Raw genomic sequence first — 24992 nt, 5'->3', positions numbered from 1 at the left:
AACGCTACTTTAGATTGACCACTTTTTGCTACTTTAAAATGTCCAGTTTTTGCTAATTTTCCTGTTGGGTTTCTATTCCAGGCGCCTGGATAATATCAGTCGTTTTTATAGGCAACATGCCTGCTTTGCGTTTATTTTTGAGTCGATAGCTTTCTCCTTTAATATTCAATGTGGTTGAATGATGTAAAAGCCTGTCTAAAATCGCAGTTGCTAAAATGTGATCACCGAATACGTCCCCCCAATCAGTAAAACTTTTATTTGATGTGAGAATGATGCTCGCCTTTTCATAACGACGGCTCAATAACCTGAAAAATAGGCTAGCTTCTTCGCGATTCATCGGTAAATACCCGATTTCATCCAGTATTAATACCCTGGCATAGCACAGTTGCTGAAGTTGGCGTTCCAGACGGTTTTCTTGCTTTGCCTTCATTAAGGTACAGCAGAGTCTATCCAGAGGCATAAACAATACCCGATGCCCAGCTGTAGCTGCCTTGACAGCCAGCGCTATCGCCAAATGCGTTTTCCCTACCCCAGGTGGGCCTAACAAAATGACGTTTTCATGATGTTCGACAAACCTCAGCCCCGCCAGCTCGCGGATAATTTTCCTGTCTATACTTGGTTGGAAAGTAAAGTCAAATTGCTCCAAGGTTTTTATCCACGGCAAACGTGCTTGTTTTAACCGCGATTCCAAGCCTTTTTGGTGACGCCCGTTCCATTCCTGGGCTAATGCCTGCTGGAGAAATTCACGGTAGTTCAGTGCTTTCTTGGTGGCTTCTTCACATAAACTCTCCAACGCATCGCCCAGGTAATCCATTTTTAACCGTATCAACAAGTTTTCCATTTCCATCAGAGTAGCTCCTCATACACACTGAGCGAACGAGACGCTACTCGATTGACCTGTTGCCAAAGGGCTTGATGATGTTCTGGCACCTTTTGCCAGCCCTGCGTTACCTCCTGCAAGAGATGCGTCGCGAGCAGTTGCTCATCGCCGTAAATACGTAGCGTATTATCTAAACCGATACGAATATTAACCGCACGACCACACCAGAATGAAGGCACGCTATAGCGATTACCTCTGACATCGATATAGCTGTCCCATGCCACTTGTCGTAGGTCGAAGTAGCTGGTATCGAAATCAGTCGCAGGGAGTGGCATCAAGGCTATTTTTTCCTCAGCAAAACGATTTTCCGGTGTCTGCTTGAATTGACGAAGATGACGCTGGTCTGCCACTTTCGCCAGCCACATCGCTAGCAGTTGATTAACATGAGCGAAACTCTCAAACTGACGGTAGCGAGTGAAAAAATTGTGTTTAACATAGCCCACCATCCGTTCGGTTTTGCCTTTCGTTTGCGGTCGATAAGGCTTACAGGCGCGAGGGCTAAACCCATAGTGATTAGCCAGTTGCAGGAAGCCCGCATTGAACTCGATGTGGCCATTTTGTCCATGTTTGATAACAGCGGCTTTTTGGTTATCTACCAAGACATTTTTTACGCTGCCACCGAAGTAATTGAAGCTGCGAACCAGCGATTCATACGTGTGCTCAGCATCTTGCTTAGGGGCAGCAAAGACATGAAAGCGACGCGAAAAACCGAGCGTATTAACGGCAAAATTAACCGTACAGGCAGAGCCTGCCACCTCAACGATGATTTCTCCCCAATCGTGTTGAAGTTGATAACCGGGGAGGGTTTCAAAGCGTACCGTGTTTTTCGAGGCCCTGAGCGGACGTTTGGGATGTATATAACGTCGGAGCATCGCACTCCCACCCCGGTAGCCTTTTTCACGGATTTCCTCAAAAATAACCGCCGCATTCCAAACCTGTTCACTCAACCTTGAATCGATGTAGTCTTTAAAGGGCTCGAGTTTAGCAACCTGTTTTTTACCGCGTTTTGCTGTTGGCGGCGCAGGATAGCTAATGTGCCGTCTCACCGTTTTTTCTGAACACCCTATCTGATGGGCAATATCAACAATAAATGCCCCCTGTTGATGGCGTTGTTTTATCATGTAGTGGTCCTCTCTTCTTAGCATGCTTATTTCCCTCATGGCTTTGTCACCACAAAGGAAACTGCATTCTGGCTTGAGTGGACAAATTAAATTAGCAATTTACGGTCTTTTATCATTAGCGCTGACAGCCATAGAGGATATCGTTGCCTCCCCTTCCATTAAGTCGATTATGATGATGATCACCGACAAGGGTATCGTTGAGTTCAGCGTGAGCGATAATATGTTCGATATTTCTGAGGGTTGCCGCCAATATCGGCTCATTTGATCCTATATAGAAAATGCTGGCGGTACCCAGATTGACGTTATAACCGGAGATCCCTGGTGGTTTGCTTTCAATAATGAGCGTGTCCTGATCTGAACCCTTACCATCGAAGGTACTGCTCAGGTTTGGTGCAGGAAGGACATGTTTTTGTTTATTGCCTAAGTAGAAAATGTCGTGTAGCTGTCCACCGGTATAGTTTTTTTTGCCCGTGCCACCAAGAAAAATATTATTTTTATTGGCGAACCCGATCCCGCAATCATTACCATCGCCTAAATCAATCAGAGCCACATTTTTGTATCCGAACGATGTTGACGCGCTGGAGCCTAGGACACTGGTTATATGACGTTCGGTAATACTGAGAGAGGTATCGCCTGTCACGCCGACGTTAGGAATGAGATGATTTTTTTCCGTAATGACATCTCCCCATTCAGCACCATTAAAAGTATCATCAACGGCTTTAATTGAACCCGGTGTATAGTAATATTCATCGGTTTTTTCAACCTCAAATATCTCATCGGGTTTTAAGTGATATTTTCGTTTTTCTGGCTCCACCTCTTCAGGCCGCAGACCCGATTTTAGTATTCTGCGTCCTATTCGAGGCAACATACCATGTGGTGTAGTATCAATAGTGACTAGATTTAAAAAAGGATGTGCTTGCAAATCAAAATCACCCAGACTGTAGATATAAGTATCAATATCTTGATTACTCATCATCTTTCGCCGGGCATTTTCAAATAAATAGTCTTTATAATGCTGAAGGAATATCGGTTTTTGCCGCTCGTATGCCAAGCGTCTCTGCACATCTGCTGTCGGGCGCATGCCCCAAAATACCCTCCAGCCATTTGCTAACTTTTCATAACCATCCAACGTAATATATTTTTCTATCGCTTCAATTTGGCGTACAACGGAATAAATGCCTCTGCCGAGCATGAGTCCCAAACCAATTACCACGCCAAGCGGCGCGACAGCTGCTGCTGCGGTCGCACTGGCCATAAAAGCGATACTGGTGACGATGCCAACAATCGCGCCTATTGTTGAGAAAACCCCACTGACGATGAGATCTTGCCGAACTTCACGATCAGTCACTGTGCTGATCTGAGAAAAGGCGTGATAGGCCTGATAGATATCAAAACCGGTACCTAATAGGTTCAATCCCGCCCCGCCAAATTTGACACCAGCAAATTTAAGCTTAAAACCCAGTTTTTCCGCACAATGGGTGAAAGCAGGCAGCTGACCCATGCTGCGTGCCAATGCCTGGCGCGCAATAGAGGGATAGACTTTACTCAGAACCAGCTGAAGGGGATCGGTAATCCCATTGTAGCCAAAAGAAACCAGCGCTAAATTGCGCTCAAATCGAATCTCTTCTTTTTGTTCAGGAGTTAACCTTACGTCATTGAGCATATCGGTGTATTTTTTTATCGTCGCGATCCCGATGATGTAGCCCATGGCTTGCATCCCGCAGGCTAAACGGTGGGCGCCTGCGTTAATACGATCCAACCTGCGGCGAGAAGATGGCCACAATGTTTGATTCTGTGAACGTTTGATGTGCTGTGCTTCGCCGATCACCTTGAGAGATTGTTGGAAGGCCTGTAAGGTTGAGCGCATCTCTCCTGTTTGATCAGTATTAACACGATAAATTTCAACCTGGTATTGATTATTGCGCTCTGTCATGCCGTACTGTTGCGCACGGCTTTTCCCTGAGGTATCGCGAGTTTGTAGATAGTCATTGAGCAACGTATGCAGGGTAGAAAGATTTTCATGTGAATGTGAGTCATTCAAATGTATCACGCCAACATTAGCGTCATACAGCGAATAGAGGTAACCGGATCCGTTTGCTGTGATATTCAACATCATCGAATGATATTGGCCTTTTAGCCAATAGGATCCTATATTGCTGATTTTTTGCTGGGGAGTGAACAGGCGCTGATGCGCCATATTGCGTTGTGTGACCTGCTGTAAATCATCAAACAGTTGGCGCAGTGAATCAGCGCGCTGAATTTCAGCCAAAGATATGATGCCCGCGGCTTTTTCTCGCTTGATCTCGGAGTGACCCTTTATCCCATCGAAGAAGGTGTTTTCTTCACCGACAACGTAAGCATCAAGCCACGCGAGGCCAAGTGCGGTGGAATCCGTCAGAGTATGGTTATTAAAGGCACTATCGCTGATATAGAGCCCTTGCAAAGCCAAGTGTGCCCTAATTTTTATCCCTCGATTTTCTGTTATGCCTGCCTGGGTGCCGGTTTGATAAAATGCCAAAGCGCTTTGTTGTTGGCGCTGATGCCAATGTTGGCGCTGTCGCAGCGCAGATTGTAGGCTGACTTCAGCCAGCTCAGTGTGTATCTCTGGGTGTTGTAACAGTTGCTGTACATTTTTATTCCATGTCTGCCGTCGATCTTGATGATGTGTGGTCAATAGCATGCGTTCAATATCCATCTCCCCATCAGGTCGTTGAAAAACCTGGCTGAGATCACGCTGTTGCTGCGTGTTTAGTGAAAGATAGAATTTCTGATTTGACGCCAGCTCATCAATGAGCTCTCTTGCACGTTGCAGTCGCAACGCAAGATTGTTGGCCGGCACTAATTTTTTTTCGTTATTCCAACGCAATACTAACTTGTCATCCGCGCTGTTCTGATGCCAGCTATCTTCTGCTAACTCTGTCAATCGGTGGCCTGATTCATTGACACGGACTTTCGTCCGGTAGGCACCGATATCCGCGTAGGTACCCTGCTCAGCCAGTGATTCGGCAAATTGTCGGGCATAACCCCCGGTTTGTTTTTCATAGTCAGTCAGTGAGCATCCGACCAGACTGATACTGTAGGGGGTGAGCGTGATGACATATTGCGCTTGCAACTGGGTAATAAATTTCTGGATCCTGGTCGCCAGCGCCGATGCCTTGCTACCGCCTAATGTTTGATGATTTCTTTCGCCTTCACCGCCACGGCCATGCCCCACCGCCAGTATGGACACATGGCTTGTTAACACACTAGCTTCCCCCTTTACCAAACGAAAATCCCCTTCAGCACTTAAATAAAATAAGGCTCTGTTGTCAGGATCTTTATTGAATAACTTCTCTCCTGCCTCCTTAGCGGTAAGATCGTTTTCCAATACCAAAATAATTTTGCTGTTCAACGGTGAAGAAAGTGTGGCGCGAGCCGATTTTAGCGGTATTTTCCTCCATTCGCTCGCATCAAACATCTTCGCGGTACTCAAGTGAGGCGCACTTAGCTCTCTTTCCTGGCGATGAGAGATATCATTGAGGACGAGCAATTGATTTTTTTCTGTCGATTCTGACTGAGGCAGCCCAAAGTATATTCTGTATTCTTTTTTTGATAACACCGTCAGCGCAGGTAGCCCCAGAAGGGGAGCGATACCAGGTAAAAAACGGCGGCCTAAGGGTTTAGAGAGTAGGCTCTGTTGTTGATAAATCGCCAGAAATTTCTCAGTAGGAAGTAATCGCGCTGACAGCTCGGTTAGTTTCATTAGCACCTTATTATCGGCCATCCCTTGTTGCACGATATTTTGTGGCTTACTTGGGGGATCCAGCGCAATAATTTTTATGTCATTTTCACGCGCGGTAACACATAACTTTCGCAAAGAACGATTCAAAGGCAAAATCGTTGACTCCGCTTTTCCTTGCAGATATCTATCGATTAACGCCTTTATTCTTGTGCTTAGCGGTAGACAAAGTGTGGTGATCCCTCTCCCTTTGAGTTCATGTATATACTTTGTTATAAAATCGATAGTGTCTTGATACTGCATCATGCTGTCATAACTCAGTAGCATGCCTTGATGCCCTTTTTCGAATATCACCGCTAACTGATGTTCGACTTCCTGTTTTACCCGCGATTTAGGCTGGCCGTTAAAATTCAGCGGTAAAGAGGATTCATCAGCGGGTTTTCGTAGGAGTTTATTCAGTTGTTTCCGGGCGTCTCTGGTATAGTTTCTATCCCAATTATCTGTGTTTGCCTGATAAATTCGGTGATAAATTTTCTTTACATCGACTAAACGCACTTCAGCATTTTCTTTCACGGCATTAATCATAAAATGCATTAACGTTGATTGAGAAGCGGGTGCTGAGTTAAATACCATTTGATACAGCTCAACGGCTAATGGAAGCCGTGTTTGAGCCATTTTGATGATTTCCGTAATGTAAGGCGTCATAGCAGGGGGAAACAGCGCCTGGTTAATTTGCTGATCCAATGTTAATAAAGTCCTTTCACGCCGCGTATCTCGGCGTTTTTCATCGTTATAAGCCTGTATCTGGAGTTTTAGAATAAAGGCGTTTTTAATCAGTTCCATCCCTGATGTGTGATGTAATTGATTGAGAGAATAGAGGATGGCTTTGTATGACGAGCCTATCGGCTTTAAAGGCACCCGTGCATTTTCCTCTAGCTCTGTCGGCAACATCACATGATCAAACTGAAACTGCATTAAATTATCTTGCTGCTCTCGTAAGAGAGCGGTGATTTGCGCTGAATTTTTGGTATTTTCTGCCAGTGACAGCATACGCGGATAAATTGACGTGAAGCGGCCACGGCAGCGGACTATCTTTGATAACCGCTCGACCATCTCAACATTGCCCTGTTGTATGGCTTCCATCAGTGCATCCGCCGAATCATCTCGCGCATAATGCGCAAGCAACACCTCTATCAGTGTAGGGTTCTGTGATAAAACAGCGTCTTGCAAAATAGAAAAGTGTGCATGCAAACTTGGCTCGTTAGGATCCACGTTAGCCTCCAGTAATGTCTTCAAGATTGCCACATCTTTACTGACAACCGCGTAGTACAGCAGGCCATCGTTATAAGGGATCTGTTCAGATAATGTTTTGACCATCGGCTGATTTTTTGTTTTGATGGCTAATACCAAAAACTGACGAAAAATACGGCTCAGACGGGGCATGTTGTCATTAAAATCGATCTTGAGTGCCTGTTGGTATAAGATTTTCAATAAATTATCTCTAGGCATAATATTGCTGGCAGCCCAATATTTGAAAACATTGTCGATATCTTTGGCTTTCATTCCACCCAATAAATCAGCCGAAATCGTGGCCAGTTTAGCCTCATCTAGCCTGGAGATAATCGGTATTAATAGCGTAAGATTGGCTTCTAGATTTTGGAACCACGCCTTGTGAGTGGTTATATAATCAATGCTACCCTCATCACCCAATTTTGAGAAAAATGTACGGATATCTTGCAGATTAGCGGTGGGCAGCCTCTGAGGATTAATTTGGCTCAGTAGTGGTGCGTCTTGATCGCAGGTTTGCGCAATGATTTTCATCAGCTGCGCAGGATTGACCTGATCGATAATCTTACCAAGGCAATTGATATCAGGCTGGCTGATGTTACCCTCTGGAGTTACCCGCCAAAATAGATCAACCAGGCGCTGGAGTTTATTGCCCTCAGCATCCTCGGTGACGGTTTCTATCAACCCACCTGCATTATTTGGCCATGTGCTTTCTGATGGTAAAAAAGAGAGTTGTTTAGCTATCTCAACTTGCAGCCAAAGGGGATCGGATCGTAACCGGTATTTTTCTTCACCTTCAACAGGCTCCTCCATTAAAGCGCTGACGTTGATATCTTTATAATACGCCTTAGAATTTGCGATAGTGTTTTGTATCATCCCCCATGCCACTGGCTCCTTACCGAGGATAACGCACAGATTGTTCAGATAATTTTTAGCCAGTTGATCCGTAATGTTATAGGGCGTGAGCGCTTGCCGGAGGGCGTGATGACAAGCGTGGTACTTTTGAGGGCTGAGAGTGATGGATTGTGCAAGTGGATCGGTAATCGGCGCAAGGCGTAATTCTTTGCTAAAACCATTCCAGTAGGCGTTAAAGGTGTGTATATCGCTATGCCGTAAGATGGAGTGATGCGCGGTAAATGCCTTGATAACATCACGGGTAACCCTGTTTGTATATGCCAATAAATCAGCAGCGAGATCACCTGAATAGTGACTCAGGTTAAGTTTAGTGCTCAGGACGTAACTATGAACGCTCGAAGCGCAAAATTTAATTTTTTTTGCCAGCTCCTGAATTTCAGCCAATTTTACTTTAAGCGCAATCCCCGAGGTTTTTACCAGACTTTGCGCAATTTCTTCCATCGGTCGTTTTGCATGATATAAGCTATGAAGGTAAGCAGGAACAGCATTCTTGGTAAATAAACGCTGTTTAAATCGGGTGAACATATTCTCCACCGTGTCGCTACTATTTCCCTCCTCCCCGATAAGAATTTCACGCCCTTTATCAGGACTATGTTCATTGTAAAACTGAATAATCTTATTAATCGCCTCTTCATATTGTTTTTTGAACACTTCAAAATCTGGCGATGTTTTAAATATATCAATCTCCCTTTCATTTTCTTTCATATAATAGACAGGTTCCGTTACTTTCTTTTCCATGTGATGACTAGCCTAAGAATAATGATGTTTGAGTATAATACTTTTATAACTTAGCGCTTCTCATCACGGTTGTTGGCGAGGTATGAAGCAAAGGGTATATACCCTTTGCCTTTCAAGTTACGGCGGCGTTAGCTGCGTGTGCTCGCCGAATCACGTAGCCTGTCTACGCTCATCGGTCGGTCGTCCTTGCCGCCTTGCCGTAACTCGAAATTCATTGGGTATATAGATTAAAGGATTTAAACTGGGGTGACGGAAATATCTGGGATCCCCGGCGTAGAAGTCCGGAATTGAGCGTCGCTTAAGAAGATGTCGAATAGGTTTTTAACCGATAGATGACGCGATCACATTTTGAACTTTCCGGACAGCTTTTGCAGCTGCCGGTGAGACAGGGGTTATTTTGTTTAATGCGCTCGATTTTGCCCATCATTATTAATTGTTCCAGCATAGCCTCCACCAACCGTAGAGGTATTGTCAACTGTAAGCTGAGTTGACGTGCTTCTGCCATGCCATTCAGTGCTATGGCATCACGTACCTGTAGTAGACTGGCCATAAACTTCATCCCCTAATTTCAGCGTGATCCGACATTGAGCGCGGCGCAAACCCCAAAAAATTAATGTATTAATAATCATAACCACGCCGATAATAATAAGACTTTGTTGCGGATGATGGCTAAAGGTGGCAATTTGATAAAACAGGGTTGCCAGTGAATACGCAAGATTTAATCCCCATAAAATAGAAAATATCATCCAACCACGGCTGGTTTCTCGAGCAATGGCGCCCATAACAGAAACACAGGGGACATAAAGTAAAACAAAAATAAGATAGCTGTAAGCAGAAATACTAGAGCCAAATTTACTGCTCATGATCCCCATTGCACCGGCGGCCATTTCACCCTCTCCTTTACTCGCTTCTAGTGGGTGCAATAATACATTTAAACTGAAGGTATCTTTCAACCCCTGTGCCGTTTCATGTAATCCCTCTTCCAATTGTGCTAATAGGTTAAAATTTTCGGCATCAAAGGATTCATTGTTAATTTTTTCGGCCGTGTACAGTGTATTCAGTGTACCGACCACCACTTCTTTAGCGATCGCTCCACTGATTAAACCTACTGTCGCTTGCCAATTATCAGGATGAACGCCGATGGGTATCAAAAGCGGGGTTAGGGTTTTACTGACCGACGCCAGTGCTGAGTCATTAATGTTGTCAACGGGTTGACCGTTAAAAGAGAAGCTGTTCAATCCGCCAATTACAATACAAGCCGCAATGATCACTTTACCGGCTCTCACCACAAAGCCTTTTAATCGCTGCCAGGTTTGCAATAATAAACTTTTTATATGGGGCACATGATAAACAGGTAACTCCATAACAAAGGGCGTAACTTCTCCTCGCATAATGGTATATTTCAGCGCTAATCCCGTGGCAATGGCGACGACAATACCTAACAGGTAAAGGGAGAAAACAATACTGGCGCCTCCTTGGTTAAAAAACGCTGTAGTAAATACTGCAAAAATGGCTAATCGTGCGCCACATGACATAAAGGGTGCCATCATAATGGTAATAAAACGCTCTCGCGCTGCATCCAGAGTACGAGCGCCCATAATAGCCGGCACATTACAACCAAAACCAACGATTAAAGGAACAAAAGATTTACCCGGTAACCCGAGTGCTTGCATCAGTCGATCCATCACAAATGCGGCTCGAGCCATGTAACCTGAATCTTCAAGAAAAGAAAGGAATAAATACATCATACCAATCTGTGGCACCAGAGGTAGCATGGTATTAATGCCTCCGCCCACCCCCTGCGCGAGAAAAACCGTCAACCAGGAAGGAAAATGAAGTGTATAACCTAGCCATTGCAATCCCTGGATAAAAATCGCTGACGAGCCTATATCAAATATGGGTTGGAACGCCCCGCCAATATTAATGGCTAAAACAAACATTAAATACATAATAAATAAGAAAATAGGGACACCTAACCAGCGATTTAGGATAATGCTATCTAGTTTTTGTGTCAGGCGATGCGGCTCAGCTTGCTGTGAATTACCCACCTCGCGACAAATTTTTGCAATACTTTGATAGCGAGCATCGGCAATCAGTAATCCTAGATCTTCATATTGCGCTAACCGTTGATGCACATTCAGCAACAGACTAGCAGGAATATCGGCATGCGCTAAAGCATGGACATCCCCTTCGAGTATTTGCAACGCTAGCCCTGTGCGCTGTTGCATAGAGATTGATACTGGCATGGCTTGTGCCAATTTATCCAGTTCTTCTAACAATGCTGGTGGATAATCAACCGGCATTTTACTTTTAGTCTTTTTTGTTTTATTGACTAAACATTCATCAATCTTGTTTTTTAATTCCTTGATACCGCTCGCTCGGCAGGAAATCAATGGAATGACGGGGCAACCTAATTGTTTAGATAGTTGATTAATATCAATTTTAATATGTTGACGCTGAGCGATATCCAGCATGTTGAGTGCAACAATACAAGGGATACCTAATTCGACTAATTGCAGCGTCAGATAAAGATTACGTTCCAGATTAACGGCATCGATCACGTTCACCACGAGATCAGCCTGAGCACTTAATATATAGCGGCAAGCGATTTGTTCATCCACTGAAGTCTGTTCGGAAAGCGTGGTAAGAGAGTAGGTGCCGGGCAAATCGACCAAGGTTATTTTTTTATGTTGTGTGGTGGAAAAATGCCCTTCTTTTTTTTCAACAGTTACCCCTGCCCAGTTTCCTACGCGCTGACGGGAACCGGTGAGCTGGTTGAATAATGTACTTTTTCCTGTATTGGGATTCCCCATTAAACCGATGGTTATCATTATATTTATTCTTTATAATTCAATTGATTAATATAAAATTTGCTATCGTTAGATATTAAATTACAATTATATTATTGCTCGATTTGTCATTGACATAACCTGCGACTGATCGGCTATTTTCGCTCTATACCCCATGAATTTCGAGTTACGGCAAGGTGGTAATCAATCGAATCCCAGGAGTGTACAAGCAGTATACCCTTCGCCTTTGAAGCCGCCGCTTGTTGACTGCGCACCCTCGCCCTCATGGTATGTCCACGCTCATCGGGACTCACGCCCTGGCAGCTGAAGGCAACTTCAAAGGCGAAGGGCATATACTAGCATTGTTTTTATTAACCGTTATACCCGATAAAATACCATCAGGTGATAAATTGATTCTTTTCCTCAATTTCGGTAGAAATGACATAAAATTAAAAGACCAAATGAAGATAGTGGACTAGGCTTTTAAGTGGACGGAGAATAATTAAGCAAACTTTTCGAGGTCAAGATGGAAAAGCAAGAACAGTCTAATATCATGGTCGGCAAAATGTATGCTCAATGTGAGAAATTAAAAAAAGATCTCGAAAAATTCAAAAAATTAGAACAAGAAATCCATTTTTTAAATCAAGCAGGGGAAGGTGATCTAAAAGCAAAAAAAAGAATGGAAGAATTAAAAATGGTCTATCCAGGTGGCTTAAAAAAAGAAAAAGCCCAGATAGAATCCTGTGTTAATGACCTTAAAGTTCAATTTAAACAGCTCAAGACTTATATAAATAATCTTCATATTTCAACACAGTAAGAAAATTTACAAATAATTATTAACTTAATAATTATTAAGAGAGGTATATATGAATATGAACATTGATATGCATGTGGGTGAAAACAATGTAGAAGCTCCTTCTATTAACCCAAATGTTTCTATGGCCGCCGATAGCGCCAGTTCGAATGATAAAGATGTATATAATTATGCACTTGATACATTAAATGATATTTATAATTTTCTTGCCTCATTAAGTACCAATTTATACGCCCAGATACGGAATGACACGGCGACGGCGCGTGACGAGCAAAAAGAGAGTAATGATGTAGACGCGAAGATTGCAAAGATTTCTAAAAATCCAAGCCCTGACGCCACCCTCGCTCTCGATAAACAAATCATCGATTTTATGAATGCACATGGGATTAAAGTAGGTGATAAAAGTATTACTGACTACATCAAGGATTGTACACACAAAGGTAAACACGTTGGTGAACTTGATAAAGGTGAACTTACGGCAGTGAAAAATGCATTAGATAATGCGGCCAATCGTTCTACTGATCTCTCCAGTCAAAATCAGCTAAAACTGCAAAATCTTTTGCAAAATTTAAATAATACCATCAGTAACGAGAGCTCCTATATAAAACAGCGTGGAGACATGATTAGTACTATTATTCGTAATCTTAACTAGCGCTTAAAATAAGGAAATAACGATGAGCGCTCAACTGAATGATGTGTTAGTTAATTTTATGCGTCATGGGGGTTCTCTTCATATGTTAGCGAAGATGGATCCTAAAGATTTAGCTTTATTATATGCGTACAGTCTTCAATTGTATGAGGGTGGAGAGTATGAAAGCGCTAAATCATTACTTAATTTGTTAATACGCCTCGACCACTGGAATTTTTCCTATTGGCAAACATTGGGGCAATGTTATCAGCAGGTTGCTGAGTATCATCAGGCAATTTATTGTTTCAGTCGGGCAGGGCAGATTTGTGTTGATAACCCGTTGCCCGCCTGCTGTGCTGGTGAGTGTTATAGCGCTTGTGGTAATCAAAGTTATGCCAAAAAAGCCTTTCTGGCTGCCTTAAACTGGTGCCATGTTCATCCAGAAATGAAAGACATTCGTGAGAGAGCAGAACGGGGGTTGATGAATTAGACGCTTGCAAGACTGCTGTACCCACAAGCCCTTGAAGTTGCCTTCGGCTGCCAGGGCATTCGTGGTGCGAAGTCAAAGCGCCCTGCATTGGAGGTCTTATTATGAGACAGATAGATACCAGGTTACCCTCCGTTGAATGGGCAAAAATCAACGATCAGGATAAATCCTCGGCTCCAACCAGCCGTAGCAATCAATTGCATTCAGCTCACTGGGCAGAATTCAGTGCCCTGGATGGCCACCATTATCTACCCAGTGAGAGTGAGACAGACAATCCCTTAGACTATCCTCGAGCGGATAAAATTTCCGCGCACGCCGCTCAACAAGCGTTAAATCATCTTTTTAGTCATCATGAAGAAACGGTTTCTTTAAACGATTTAAACCCCATGCGGATCAACATCTTAGTTATGATGCTTATTGCGAAATTCACCAAGGACTCAAATGCCGTATTGAGTAAAGTGATCACCCGCTCGAGCGATTTACAAGTTTTTTTACGCGACCAACAGGTTGAAGATTTTCAAAAGCAAATTGCTAAGGCTGTTGAACAAGGTGAAAAGGCTAAAAAAGCGGGGGTATGTGCCGCTGTTTTTGATTGGATCATCGGAGCGGCAGAAGTCGTGTGGGGTGTTTGCAAGATGATTGAAGGGATGGCTGAACTTGCTGGTACTGTATTAACGGGGGGGCTTTCTGCCGTGGCAGGGATTGCGGCGATAACGGCAGGGCTTGCTTATATTGGTGCCGGGTGCGCGGGCATCAGTAAAGGTACTGCAGAAATGTGTCTCGCCTTAGGTTATGGCGATAAAGAGCAATTAAAAAAATTCATCGAAAAAGAAGGAGAGATACAGCTAGGACTTGAAATTACTGCGATGCTTTTCGATCTAATTAAAGGCGGCGCGCTTATTGGTGTCGCTCGTAATATGATCAAACCGGCGCTAGAAGAAACATTAAAAGCAGGAACCAGTGAAATGCTCGGTAACCTGGCGAAAGAAGCAGGTGACACCATCACGACAGAAGAAGTGAAACAAATTATCAATACCACCGCCCGTTTTATTGCTCAGGAAACGGCGGAGCTAGTCATCGTTGATGTCACTAAATCTTTCACTCAAGAGGCTTTCAAGGAAGCACTTGCCAGTGCGACAAAAAAAACGATGGCAGAAGTGATAACGGGAACCGCAAAAAAAGCAGTCAAAGAAGCGGCAGAAGAAATCGCCGGGCAAATAGAAAAAAAGATATTGCAAAAAGTAATGACCAAGGTGAGCGGTAAGATCATGAAAAATATTGTGTTTACATGGTTAACATACTTACGATTTTTCAGTGGCAGCATTGTGACCATTCATAACGGCCTACTGAAAAGGGACTCAGCCGATATTACCGAAAAAATACAAAAACTGATTTTAAATCAAGAATTCGATCAAAATAAATTAGACATAGCGGAAAGAAGTAAACAACAAGATCAGAAAATGCTAAAAAAAATCGTTGAAAGTTATGCTGATTTGACCGAAAGAACATTTAGCAATAACAATCAATATGCCTTACTACAGACAAAAATTGCTAATTCAATAGCATGAGGGGGGGATTATGTCACAGGTTATACAAAATCCAGTGGGATCCGTTGGCTTGCCAAAAGATAATAATGGTATCAAGAGCAATGAAATAGGCACTGGTCTGGATGTGATGGACAGTCAAGATGTGATGGCCAGTGTGTCTAGTTTTATCCTCATGCTCAATGACCTTATGCTGAAGCTGCGTGACATCATGCGTGTTTACGGAGCAGTACAGCAAAGCCAAGGCTGGGAAATCGTAGAGGCTGAATATGAAAATAAAGCACAGGCCATTGAAGAGAACAAGACAGCGGCCAACATTGAAGCTGGTACAATGATTGGTGGGGGCTTATTGTCGTTATTTACGCTTCCTTTTTCATCATTCCCTGCTGGAATGGCAGTAGGAATGGGGGGGGCGAAAAGTATAGAAGGTAGCGGTAAATATTTTGCATCAAATGACACACGCTCAGCCAATCTTTCACAGCTTGCAGGGGAGTTACAAATGAAAAATGCGCAGTCATATGCTGATTCTGCCAGGAAGCTGCTAGATAATGCGACTGAGGTGGTCAGTGCAATGCTCAACAATACAAGAAGTCTCGTGGATGTTATGGGAAAGATACTTGCGTCGATGCGTCTTTCTTAGTCGAAATTATACCCTGCGTCTTTGAAGTTGCCGCAGCCAACAACGCGGCGGCTGCAAAGGCGAAGGGTATATCTTGTGCTCACTGATACTTTGACTGCTTGCATAACCGACTAGGTGGTGTGAATTTCTGCGTTGCACGGTGCTCTCACAATCCTCATTAGCATGTTAGCGTAGGTTGCTGTGTGCCGTGCGTCTTGACTTCACCCCCTGGCTACGGTTTTGCAAGCAATTTTTTGTCAAAAATAGATTCAAATATACGCCTTTACGTTCTGTAAACTGCGCTTTCTCGCTCTCTCTCGTCCATTTTTTTCTTCGTCTGCGTGTCGATCAAGAAGATTTCGAATAGCCTCTTAGGAGAAGATAATGACCGATCCCATCGCCAATTTCTTGAAACAGAAAAGAATACCCTTACAGCCTGCCTATTTTCTTGGGAGTAAACTATTATTGGGCTACGAATTTGTATTGAAACAATATAAGATTATTTTTCGTACTGAAAAAAATAGTTTGATTATCTGTGAATTAACGCGTTTAGAAAATGCAGCACCTTCTGCGACAGGGCTACTGAGTTTATTTGCTTTTCTTCGTATCATGAGCAGAGAAGTGAATGAAATAACGGAAATAAAAGGCATGATAATAAAAGAGGTATTCAATCAGCAGCTACATGAAACAAGGGTTCGCTTGATGAATATACTTTTGAAAAAAGGGGCAGTATTGTCTACCGACGATAATGGTGATGACTGGCTGGTTTTTTCTCTACACAAGAATAGAGCTCTTTCCAAACCTACTACGTGACGCGAATCCTGCGTTGCCCGGTGCGCGCAATCCTCATGTACTGCTTGTACACTCCGGTTGCTGTGCGCCGGGCGCCTTGACTTCGCATAACGAATTACGGTTTGGAAAGAGGTCTAATTAATAAATTATATTTATTTAAAGTAAATGATACTTTATTTGTTTTACTCATTTCTAATATAAATAAAAATTCTTATCACCAATAACTAATAATTCTTGATGATATTCCCAATAATTAAAAAATATGAGGTATAGACCTGATAGATTAATCCTTAAAACAGCACGACACTGTAAGGAGTGAGTAGTTTTTCCGGGGGGGTAACATGAAATCAATTCAATTTATTTTATTCCGGCAAGACGGTACCTTACGGTGTGGTGATAAGTGCAGTGCGATACCCGCAGGTCATCTAGTAGTAGCAGAAGAGAATGCCATTGCATCCACTTTTTGTCGTAGTACATTAACCACGGTATTTTGTTATCCGATTGATTTACTTTCGCTTTACCAATCGGTAGCAGAACAATCAATACAACCAAATCAGAAGGTGGTAGTTGATTTTTGTAAAATACTACCGGCTCCTGAAGATATTATACAGGCGACTGAACAATTAACGCAGATGAAACGCGGCGTAGCGCTACGCTTTCTTTATCTTTATTGTTTAGGCCTGGAAAATATTTATTTTGCAAATTTACTCAATTTAATCGTCGGAACTAACAATGAGCTGCTAGAATTCTTTGAGCAGAACAGTCTTAATCCGTGGAGTGTTTCGCGCTACGCTGATGAGCTAGGCATTTCAACACGTAAGCTTAATTTTCTTTTTTATCAAAAATTTGGCATGTCAGTGAAACAATGGTTACTCGATCAGCGTTTAAAAAAAGGGTGTGAGTTATTACTTTCAACCCATTTGCGGGTAGCGGATATTGCGATGGAGTGTGGTTTTAGTAATCATGCCCACTTTTCTGATAGTTTTCGCCGTCGTTATCAGCAATGTCCTTCACAAATACGTTCAGCGATGAATTAGGAGAAAATCGATGACAACAGATATCTTTGTTCCATTAATAAACGCAAGTAATGTCAGCATGCAGCGAGTGAAAAATGAAATAACGAATCTGAAGGATCTTTCCGACCCGCAACAGCAAATACTAATGCAGAAGTATACGAAAGAAATGGTGACGATAACCGAGTTTACCAGTTCGATGATCAAATTGTACCGTGATCTGCTGAGATCGATCATTAGTAAGATTGCAGCCTAAGAAGATAAGTAATGACACTATTGACCCAATCCTGTCGACAATTGATTGTTGAAGCCGCAATGGCCGGGGTTAACCATGGCTTACACAAAGAAGTGAGGATTATCTTAGAGGCGCTGCCTTTTTTGGTGCCAGATGCTGAAGTGCGTTTGTCATGCCAGGCGATACTGTTGTTTGGTTTGGGTGAATCTGAGCAAGCCTTACAGCTGTTAGAAAAGAGTCAGGAACCCGATGCTTTGGCACTGCGCCAGTTATTCGAATCTGCATCATCCTCTTAGAGCATGTCAAGCCAGAGTTTAGATTGAATTAATCCTAAAAAAACAGTATTCATATGGAGTGATGATAATGGCTATTGATCCTATAAGTGGTCTCGCTGCACTTTCTAGCATCGCTGGACTGACGAGATTTATTCCAGATGCTAATGATACAGCAGTAAATAGAAACGTGTTCAATAAAATGCTGTATCCTAAGAAAGTGTCGGAAGCCCCAGAAGCTTCAGCTAACTCGATACAACTAGGCACTCAGGAAGTATTAGCAGATGCAGCTAACCTGGCGCGGGTAGGTGTCATTGTAGAGCTGGCAACGGGTTTTTCCAATAAAGTCTTAGGTGGGATAAATACATTGACCACCAAAATGGGATGAAAATAATGCAACGTGGTTTAGTGATTTTATGGATTGTGTTATCACTGGCCGGCTGCAAGGTTGATTTGTACAACGGTTTAGCCGAAGGTGAAGCGAATGAGATGTTGGCTTTGCTGATGTTGCATAATATCAGTGCCAATAAAGAGTCAGAAAAAGGTGGAAAAGTGGGGCTGAAAGTGGAGCGCGATCACTTTATCAATGCGGTTGAATTACTGCGCCAAAATGGTTTTCCACGAAAAAGTTATGCCACGGTGGATCAGCTGTTCCCTTCTAATCAGTTAGTTACTTCTCCGGTTCAAGAACAGGCCAAAATGATCTACCTGAAAGAGCAGCAATTAGAGAGTATGTTGAGCCATATGGATGGTGTGATCCATGCTGATGTCACTATTGCAATGGTAGCGCCAACCGATGGAAAAGTCAGTGTACCCAGTTCCGCCTCGGTGTTTATCAAATTTTCTCCTGAGGTCAATTTAGCCAGCTATAGCCCACAAATAAAAAGCTTAGTGCAGGATGCGGTTCCCGGTATTGCTTATGAAAAAATCAGTGTGTTGATCCAACCGGCGAATTTTCGTTTTAGTGCACAGACTACACCCGCTAAATCAACACATGCATGGAATCTACAATGGTTATTAGCCAACGCGACAATGGTTCAAAGCATATTCGCTGTGCTCGGCCTGTTGATTATTGCTTTGATATTTTTCGGTTGGACTAAGTATTTACGTAAATGATGGTATTTTATCATGCTGGCTAAATACCAAACGCCTGATAATTCTATTGATGAAAAAATAGTGCGACTACATCAGCTCGCGTGGCAGCCTGCCCGTTTTGCTCACCCTTCATGGCTGATGAAAATGGGATTGCGTAGTGAAAAATATCATTATGGTGATTGCCAGACGCTGGATAATATTTTAAATCGTCAGTTAATTGACTGGCGCGGATTTCCAAAACAACCGCTGCCGGCGGTGTTGACGAATAAACAAAAAGCACAAATGGCGCTAGAGCCCAGGTTAGATGCGGTTTGTATGGCATTGGGACTGGTGAGTCTAAGATGTAGTGATTATTTACGCATCCGTCACTATCGGCAAGCGCTGTATCCTATACTCAATGATGAGGATGTGTGCCAACTTCTTGGTATTGGTTGTCCGGGCGAACGCGCGGCGATATTGAGCCCAGAAATATTACCCTCTATCGCATTACAACTAGGTCGAGGTATTTTGCATGCAACCAGTTCAGCAGCAATTACTTGGCAAGCGTTATCCATTTTATTACCGCCTTTACCACGAGCAATATGGTTACCCTCGGCCGATCTCTGGTTAGCCAGGCTGGAGCGTTTATTGTGAATGTTTTTCATATTGAGATAGCAAAGCGAGATTATGTTTTACCGCTTGGGCTTTATATTCCTGCCGAGACAGTAAAAAAAATAGACAGTGGCATGGAAATAGAAGCACAAGCACACGCCCGCGCGCAATTAATTTTGCAACAAGCAGAAAAAGAAAAAACCGCATTATTGGCGGCTGCACAACAACAGGCAACAGAGACGATGCAGTTGGCGCGGGCTGAAATGGAAAAAAAAGTTTTACAACAACATGTTAATTGGTTGGTAGAAGCTGAACAGCTCGATATCCGGTTGGTAGAGCAAGTGCGTAGTCGTATCATGCAAGCGCTCACCTCGGTGATACAATCTTGGGCGGGTCAGCAGTCCGTCGACAAAATTTTGCTCGCGCGCTTAACTGACCAAGTAGAAGAAATGGCACAGCAGGGTTTGATCACACTAAGGGTACATCCTCAGCAAATTGACTCGTTGACAAAAGCACTGGGGGATCGGCTGACGCTACAAGCGGATGCCAGCTTGGAGGTTGATCAGGCTGTTTTAGCCTCTCCGTTGCTTTCATTAAAAATATCACTGAGTGATCATTTATCCCAATTGCTTGCATGGTTGCATGAATCTTCTGCAATATTACCGGATGAACATTAAATGACGACTCAACCGATCAATCCTACTCATTCTACAGGTTCGTCGCCCTCTGAATTTGCTCATTCAGTAGGGACGGCAATTCAACCCCCGACTTCAGCAATGAAAGAAGCGGAGGCAGCCCTGTCGTTGCAAGATACTCAAGACGATATCGGGCTTCTGTTTGGATCAAAAGTGCAAGACGATCAACAGACCAAAAAGACACGTCGTGACGCCTGTAGACAGCGAGAATTTCTCAAAATTATTGAACATATGGCGGGGCATAGTGAGGGGAAAAACTTACTGTCATCTCCGCTTCCTAACCAAGATAGCGAATTGGCGCGCGCGGCAAAAATGTTACAGGTCGGCGCGTTTTTACGGCAATATTGGAATGATCCCGCGCAACGTAAAACCTTGTTGCAAGAATTATCTGAGTTGATGGAAGAAGCCGGTTGGGAAGTTGAACTGTTTGGGCTATTAGAGTTTGGCTCTCTTAATGCCGATTCATTGCGTGCAGTGAAACACTTGTTTCAACAAAGTATTGATGAGGAAGAAAAGCAATCGCTCGATAAATGGTTTAAACGTGTTAGCCATTGGAAAGATCGTAAACGTAAGGTTTTGGTCTTGTTGCGTGCATTAGCATTCGATATGAGTACCCAGCCTACCACTAAACGGGGTCATCGATTGGCAGCGATATTGAGTCAACTACGTCGATTACTCTTGTTTCTTGGATTGGAAGATCATTGTAAGCATGTTGGTGACGCCTGCGGGTTAGAGGGCGACATTGTTTTGCAAGAAGTGTTAGCTATTGTCGGACAACCCTGGTTATTTAAAGAATGTTTACAACATCGATTAGCTAATTTGCAGCATTTATCTCCACAGCAACAACCTAATTTTCTCCTGCGTTTGCATGAGTTGTTTAAATTGATGCCTGCTGCTCATTTTAATGACGATGAGCAACGTGAGCAGATATTAGAAATTTTGCTGAATTATTATCCTTAAATGGGTGTGACCTAAGCGAGCACAAAAGATTTACAGGCTCTTAAAACGGAGCATCAACAATAATGGACATGGATCTAGTGGTGGTTCGTAATTTGCAGTTATTTTTTCGTTTCGCAGAATTGCCCTATACCGAAGTTAAACCCTGTATGGAATGGCGCATTGGTCAAAGAGCGGTGTTTGTTGAGGTTCATCAACAGAGAATATTGCTCACCACCGGGCGTTTAAATCCGCAGGCAAACCTAGAAGAATTACGCACCCTGCAACAACGTTGGCGCCTTGAACGGTTTTACGGTATTCCGCAGCGCATCTATCTGCTCAGTATTGGCATCATGGTAAGTTGCTGTCCTCATACCGCGTCAGGCGCTGAATTTTGGTATCAAATTTATAAGCAACAATATGCATTACTTAAAACTCTCGAAGGCGAATGGTCATGATGCTTGAGCCCGTTAAACGTGCGCTAACGCTACTAGCAGATCGGCAAGATATATTTTTGGCCATTATGTTATTAGTCGCCATTTTCATGATGATCCTGCCGTTACCGACTGCCCTGGTTGATGTGTTGATTGTGATTAACTTGGCGCTTTCTGTCACCTTACTGATGATCGCTATTTATTTACGTGATCCTTTGGATTTTTCCGTTTTTCCCTCATTACTGCTGATCACGACTTTATATCGACTAGCATTAACCATTAGTACCAGTCGGTTAGTATTACTACAACATGATGCCGGAGAAATTGTTGAGGCGTTTGGTCAATTTGTTGTAGGCGGAAATCTTGCTGTCGGTTTGATCATTTTCACCATTATCACTGTCGTGCAATTTATTGTGATCACCAAAGGCTCTGAACGAGTAGCAGAAGTCAGTGCACGCTTCTCGCTTGATGGCATGCCGGGTAAACAAATGAGTATTGACGGTGATTTACGCGCCGGTGTTATCGATGCGGCTGAAGCCGGCCGTCAACGTGCTCGTGTGCAAAAAGAAAGCCGTCTGTTTGGTGCCATGGACGGGGCGATGAAATTTGTTAAAGGTGACGCCATCGCCGGGATCATCGTGATCCTGGTCAATATTATTGGTGGTATTGCCATCATTGGTGTGTTTCAGCATGAAATGTCAGCAGGGGAAGCGGTACAAATTTATGCGGTGCTGTCTGTCGGTGATGGGCTAGCGGCGCAAATCCCTTCATTACTGATTTCCATTACGGCAGGGATTATTGTGACGCGGGTTCCGGCGGAAGAAAAACAGAGTTTAGCGAGAGATTTAGCCAGTCAAGTGGTTCGACAGCCTGAAGCCTTGTGGATGGCGGCGGGTTTGCTGCTGATGTTTGCGTTATTACCAGGCTTTCCTTTTATTGATTTTGCCGGGTTGGCAGCGCTTATTGCCATGCCAGCATTTTTGATTTATCGCAAAAAACGTCGTCCAGGCAATATACTGGGTGTGGACGGTGCAGCGTCAGATTATAAAGAGGGCGCAGAGATGACACCAGGTGCGGTACCCCTGATGTTGTATTGCGCCACTAATCTCTATCACGATGATCTAAAACGGGAAGTAGATGGACTACGTTGGCAACGTTTTGAATACCTCGGCGTTCCACTGCCTGAAGTGGTTGTTCGTTGTGATCCCGCTTTGGAAAATAACAGCATATCGATTCGTGTTTATCAAGAGCCGGTACTGACATTAGTGTTACCACATGATGATTTACTGCTACAGGAGTCCAGTGCGCAATTGGAATCACGGACTGACATGCTGCCGCATAATATGGGTGCATTGCATTGGATCCAGGCAGCACAAAAAGAACGTGCAATCACCTTGGGTCTCCCTTGTGCCGAGGGACGTCAGCGTATTATTTCCTGTTTAAAACGGGTATTGGAACGACATACTTCAGAATTTATTGGCGTACAAGAAACACGTTACTTAATGGATGCGATGGAAGGACGTTACGCCGAATTAGTGAAAGAATTGCAACGCCAGATGCCGGTGGGAAAAATAACTGAAATTTTAAGACGCTTAGTAGAAGAAGGTATCTCCATTCGCGATTTACGTACTATTTTTGGTGCGCTGGTGGAATGGGCGCCAAAAGAAAAAGACGTCATCATGTTAACCGAGTACGTGCGCATTGCGCTGCGCCGTCATTTATGCTTTCGCTTTGGTAAGGGCAACAACTGGTTGTCCGCATTACGCATTGGTGAAGGGGTAGAAAACCTTATCCGTGAATCTATCCGCCAGACCTCAGCGGGGACTTATTCATCACTTGACCCTCCACAATCACGTTTGATTTTAACGAAAATCAAAACGGCCATTGCAGAGCATGATGGCGCAGTGTTGCTAACTTCTGTTGATGTGCGTCGTTTTTTACGCAAAATTATCGAACATGAGATGTTTGCTCAGCCCGTGCTGTCCTGGCAAGAATTGGGGGATGAAATTAATATTAAAGTTGTCGGTATGGTCGAGCTGATTGGAGAAGAGCTGGATGGAATTACCTGATATTAAGCAACTGAGCGCCAGTTTACAGCAGCGATTGTGCTTTACAACCGCGCCGCCCACCGGCCTTAATTACAGCGGCTCAATAATGGATGTTGGCCCCACATTGCTGCGCGCGAGTTTACCTGGTGTCAGCATGGGGGAGCTTTGTCGCATAGAGCCTGTTGGCACATTGGCTGAAGTGGTCGCTATCGAACAGCAAGTGGCATTATTGTCACCTTTTTCTTCTTCCGATGGATTAAGTAGTGGCCAAAGCGTGTCACCTTTAAAACATGCGCATCGAGTGGCCGTCGGATCAAGGCTAAAAGGCCGCATTCTCGATGGTCTAGGACAACCGATAGATGACGGTCCTTCATTAAAGGGGCATTGGCGTGAGCTAGATAATTCTCCCCCTGATCCATTAACCCGTAAGCCGATAGAAAAACCGTTTATTACTGGTATTCGCTCAATAGATGCCATGTTGTGCTGTGGCGAAGGGCAGCGCATTGGTATTTTTGCCGCCGCGGGAGTCGGAAAAAGTACCTTGCTGAGTATGTTGTGTGAAAACAGTGACGCCGATGTCATGGTGTTAGCGCTGATCGGGGAGCGAGGACGGGAAGTGCGAGAATTTCTCGAGCAAGTTTTGACCCCTGAGGCACGTACTCGTACGGTCGTTGTGGTTGCCACTTCTGATCGCCCGGCGTTAGAAAGATTAAAAGGCGTTTACACTGGTACCACCATTGCTGAATATTTTCGCGAGCGAGGGTTGAAAGTGTTGCTGATGGTAGATTCACTAACACGTTATGCTAGAGCGGCACGTGAAATCGGTTTGGCGGCCGGTGAAGCCCCGGCGGCGGGCAGTTTTCCCCCTAGCGTATTTGCGGCGATGCCGCGTTTATTAGAAAGAACAGGCAACAGTGCTCGCGGGAGTATCACGGCATTTTACACGGTACTGGTTGAAGGCGATGATATGAACGAACCCGTGGCCGACGAAGTACGCTCACTATTGGATGGTCACATCGTTTTATCGCGACAACTTGCCGGCGCTGGACATTATCCTGCGATTGATATTGCCGCCAGTGTTAGCCGAATTATGCCGCAGGTGGTTTCAGCCAAACATATGGCATTGGCGCAAAAATTACGTTTAATACAAGCGCGTTATCAAGAAATCGAATTATTGGTCAGAGTAGGGGAATATAAAACCGGCCAAGATCCGGAGGCCGATGAAGCATTAAAACGTTACCCTGCCGTTTGTGCATTTTTGCAACAGGGGAGACATGAGCGTTGCGATCTGGAAAAAACACTAAGTCAGCTAGCACAAGTGCTGGGATCCTAACTTTAAAC

Annotated in this window: 22 protein-coding genes; 17 read left to right on the top strand and 5 right to left on the bottom strand. The window is 43.9% G+C overall.

Annotated elements, in window-relative coordinates:
- Positions 1-52 precede the first annotated feature (52 nt).
- From istB to feoB, 5 genes are all read right to left on the bottom strand, one after another.
- Positions 53-850, bottom strand: coding sequence for an IS21-like element helper ATPase IstB (gene istB / locus AACL30_RS13290; protein WP_339058365.1), 798 nt, complete (start codon positions 848-850; stop codon positions 53-55).
- Entirely contained in the window at positions 847-2025 is a 1179-nt protein-coding gene (gene istA, locus AACL30_RS13285; RefSeq protein ID WP_339056344.1) for an IS21 family transposase, read from the bottom strand. The genes istB and istA overlap by 4 nt, the downstream gene beginning before the upstream one ends.
- Before the next feature lie 91 nt (positions 2026-2116).
- On the bottom strand, positions 2117-8659 hold the full coding sequence (locus tag AACL30_RS13280; protein WP_339056925.1) for a C80 family cysteine peptidase: 6543 nt from the start codon (positions 8657-8659) through the stop codon (positions 2117-2119).
- Positions 8660-8957: 298 nt separating this feature from the next.
- A complete protein-coding gene (locus AACL30_RS13275; RefSeq protein ID WP_339056924.1) occupies positions 8958-9209 on the bottom strand; it encodes a FeoC-like transcriptional regulator in 252 nt (83 codons plus the stop codon).
- Positions 9184-11490 carry a Fe(2+) transporter permease subunit FeoB gene (gene feoB / locus AACL30_RS13270; protein WP_339056923.1) on the bottom strand — a complete coding sequence of 769 codons (2307 nt, stop codon included), beginning with the start codon at positions 11488-11490 and terminating at the stop codon, positions 9184-9186. Before feoB ends, AACL30_RS13275 begins: the two co-directional genes overlap by 26 nt.
- A 484-nt stretch (positions 11491-11974) precedes the next feature.
- On the opposite strand from feoB, the gene AACL30_RS13265 reads away from it, so the two are divergent.
- The 17 genes from AACL30_RS13265 to AACL30_RS13190 all read left to right on the top strand — a co-directional run bounded on the left by AACL30_RS13265 (position 11975) and on the right by AACL30_RS13190 (position 24984).
- The gene (locus AACL30_RS13265) at positions 11975-12265 is read left to right on the top strand and encodes a hypothetical protein (protein WP_339056922.1); all 291 of its coding nucleotides are present in this window, start codon (positions 11975-11977) and stop codon (positions 12263-12265) included.
- A gap of 49 nt (positions 12266-12314) precedes the next feature.
- On the top strand, positions 12315-12914 hold the full coding sequence (locus tag AACL30_RS13260) for a type III effector protein (RefSeq protein WP_339056921.1): 600 nt from the start codon (positions 12315-12317) through the stop codon (positions 12912-12914).
- Positions 12915-12936: 22 nt separating this feature from the next.
- Positions 12937-13380, top strand: coding sequence for a SycD/LcrH family type III secretion system chaperone (locus AACL30_RS13255; RefSeq protein ID WP_339056920.1), 444 nt, complete (start codon positions 12937-12939; stop codon positions 13378-13380).
- Between the two features lie 101 nt (positions 13381-13481).
- Complete coding sequence (gene sctE / locus AACL30_RS13250) at positions 13482-14945, top strand: type III secretion system translocon subunit SctE (RefSeq protein ID WP_339056919.1); 1464 nt, start codon at positions 13482-13484, stop codon at positions 14943-14945.
- Positions 14946-14955: 10 nt separating this feature from the next.
- Positions 14956-15561, top strand: a complete 606-nt coding sequence (locus AACL30_RS13245; protein WP_339056918.1) for a type III effector protein — start codon at positions 14956-14958, stop codon at positions 15559-15561.
- A gap of 363 nt (positions 15562-15924) precedes the next feature.
- Complete coding sequence (locus AACL30_RS13240) at positions 15925-16353, top strand: hypothetical protein (RefSeq protein ID WP_339056917.1); 429 nt, start codon at positions 15925-15927, stop codon at positions 16351-16353.
- A gap of 320 nt (positions 16354-16673) precedes the next feature.
- Positions 16674-17369, top strand: coding sequence for an AraC family transcriptional regulator (locus AACL30_RS13235; protein ID WP_339056916.1), 696 nt, complete (start codon positions 16674-16676; stop codon positions 17367-17369).
- Positions 17370-17379: 10 nt separating this feature from the next.
- The gene (locus tag AACL30_RS16560; RefSeq protein WP_422389552.1) at positions 17380-17601 is read left to right on the top strand and encodes an EscF/YscF/HrpA family type III secretion system needle major subunit; all 222 of its coding nucleotides are present in this window, start codon (positions 17380-17382) and stop codon (positions 17599-17601) included.
- 11 nt (positions 17602-17612) lie between these two features.
- Positions 17613-17876 carry an EscG/YscG/SsaH family type III secretion system needle protein co-chaperone gene (locus tag AACL30_RS13230; RefSeq protein WP_339056915.1) on the top strand — a complete coding sequence of 88 codons (264 nt, stop codon included), beginning with the start codon at positions 17613-17615 and terminating at the stop codon, positions 17874-17876.
- Positions 17877-17943: 67 nt separating this feature from the next.
- Entirely contained in the window at positions 17944-18240 is a 297-nt protein-coding gene (locus tag AACL30_RS13225; RefSeq protein ID WP_339056914.1) for a hypothetical protein, read from the top strand.
- A complete protein-coding gene (gene sctJ, locus AACL30_RS13220; protein WP_339056913.1) occupies positions 18237-18968 on the top strand; it encodes a type III secretion system inner membrane ring lipoprotein SctJ in 732 nt (243 codons plus the stop codon). Before AACL30_RS13225 ends, sctJ begins: the two co-directional genes overlap by 4 nt.
- Positions 18969-18980: 12 nt before the next feature.
- Positions 18981-19580: a type III secretion system domain-containing protein gene (locus tag AACL30_RS13215; RefSeq protein ID WP_339056912.1), complete on the top strand. Its 600-nt coding sequence runs from the start codon at positions 18981-18983 to the stop codon at positions 19578-19580.
- Positions 19577-20215 (top strand): type III secretion system stator protein SctL, encoded by a 639-nt coding sequence (gene sctL, locus AACL30_RS13210; protein WP_339056911.1) that lies wholly within the window; start codon positions 19577-19579, stop codon positions 20213-20215. The genes AACL30_RS13215 and sctL overlap by 4 nt, the downstream gene beginning before the upstream one ends.
- Complete coding sequence (locus AACL30_RS13205; protein ID WP_339056910.1) at positions 20216-21193, top strand: TyeA family type III secretion system gatekeeper subunit; 978 nt, start codon at positions 20216-20218, stop codon at positions 21191-21193.
- A gap of 62 nt (positions 21194-21255) precedes the next feature.
- Complete coding sequence (locus AACL30_RS13200; protein ID WP_339056909.1) at positions 21256-21627, top strand: type III secretion system protein; 372 nt, start codon at positions 21256-21258, stop codon at positions 21625-21627.
- Positions 21624-23672: an EscV/YscV/HrcV family type III secretion system export apparatus protein gene (locus AACL30_RS13195; RefSeq protein WP_422389551.1), complete on the top strand. Its 2049-nt coding sequence runs from the start codon at positions 21624-21626 to the stop codon at positions 23670-23672. Before AACL30_RS13200 ends, AACL30_RS13195 begins: the two co-directional genes overlap by 4 nt.
- Positions 23659-24984: an EscN/YscN/HrcN family type III secretion system ATPase gene (locus AACL30_RS13190; protein WP_339056907.1), complete on the top strand. Its 1326-nt coding sequence runs from the start codon at positions 23659-23661 to the stop codon at positions 24982-24984. The genes AACL30_RS13195 and AACL30_RS13190 overlap by 14 nt, the downstream gene beginning before the upstream one ends.
- Positions 24985-24992: the final 8 nt, after the last annotated feature.

Origin of the sequence: Candidatus Regiella endosymbiont of Tuberolachnus salignus (genome assembly GCF_964020115.1) — a bacterium.
GTDB classification, from domain to species: Bacteria; Pseudomonadota; Gammaproteobacteria; order Enterobacterales; family Enterobacteriaceae; genus Regiella; species Regiella insecticola.
Note: the sequence above shows the minus strand (reverse complement) of the source record. Positions and strands in the feature narration are given on the sequence as shown.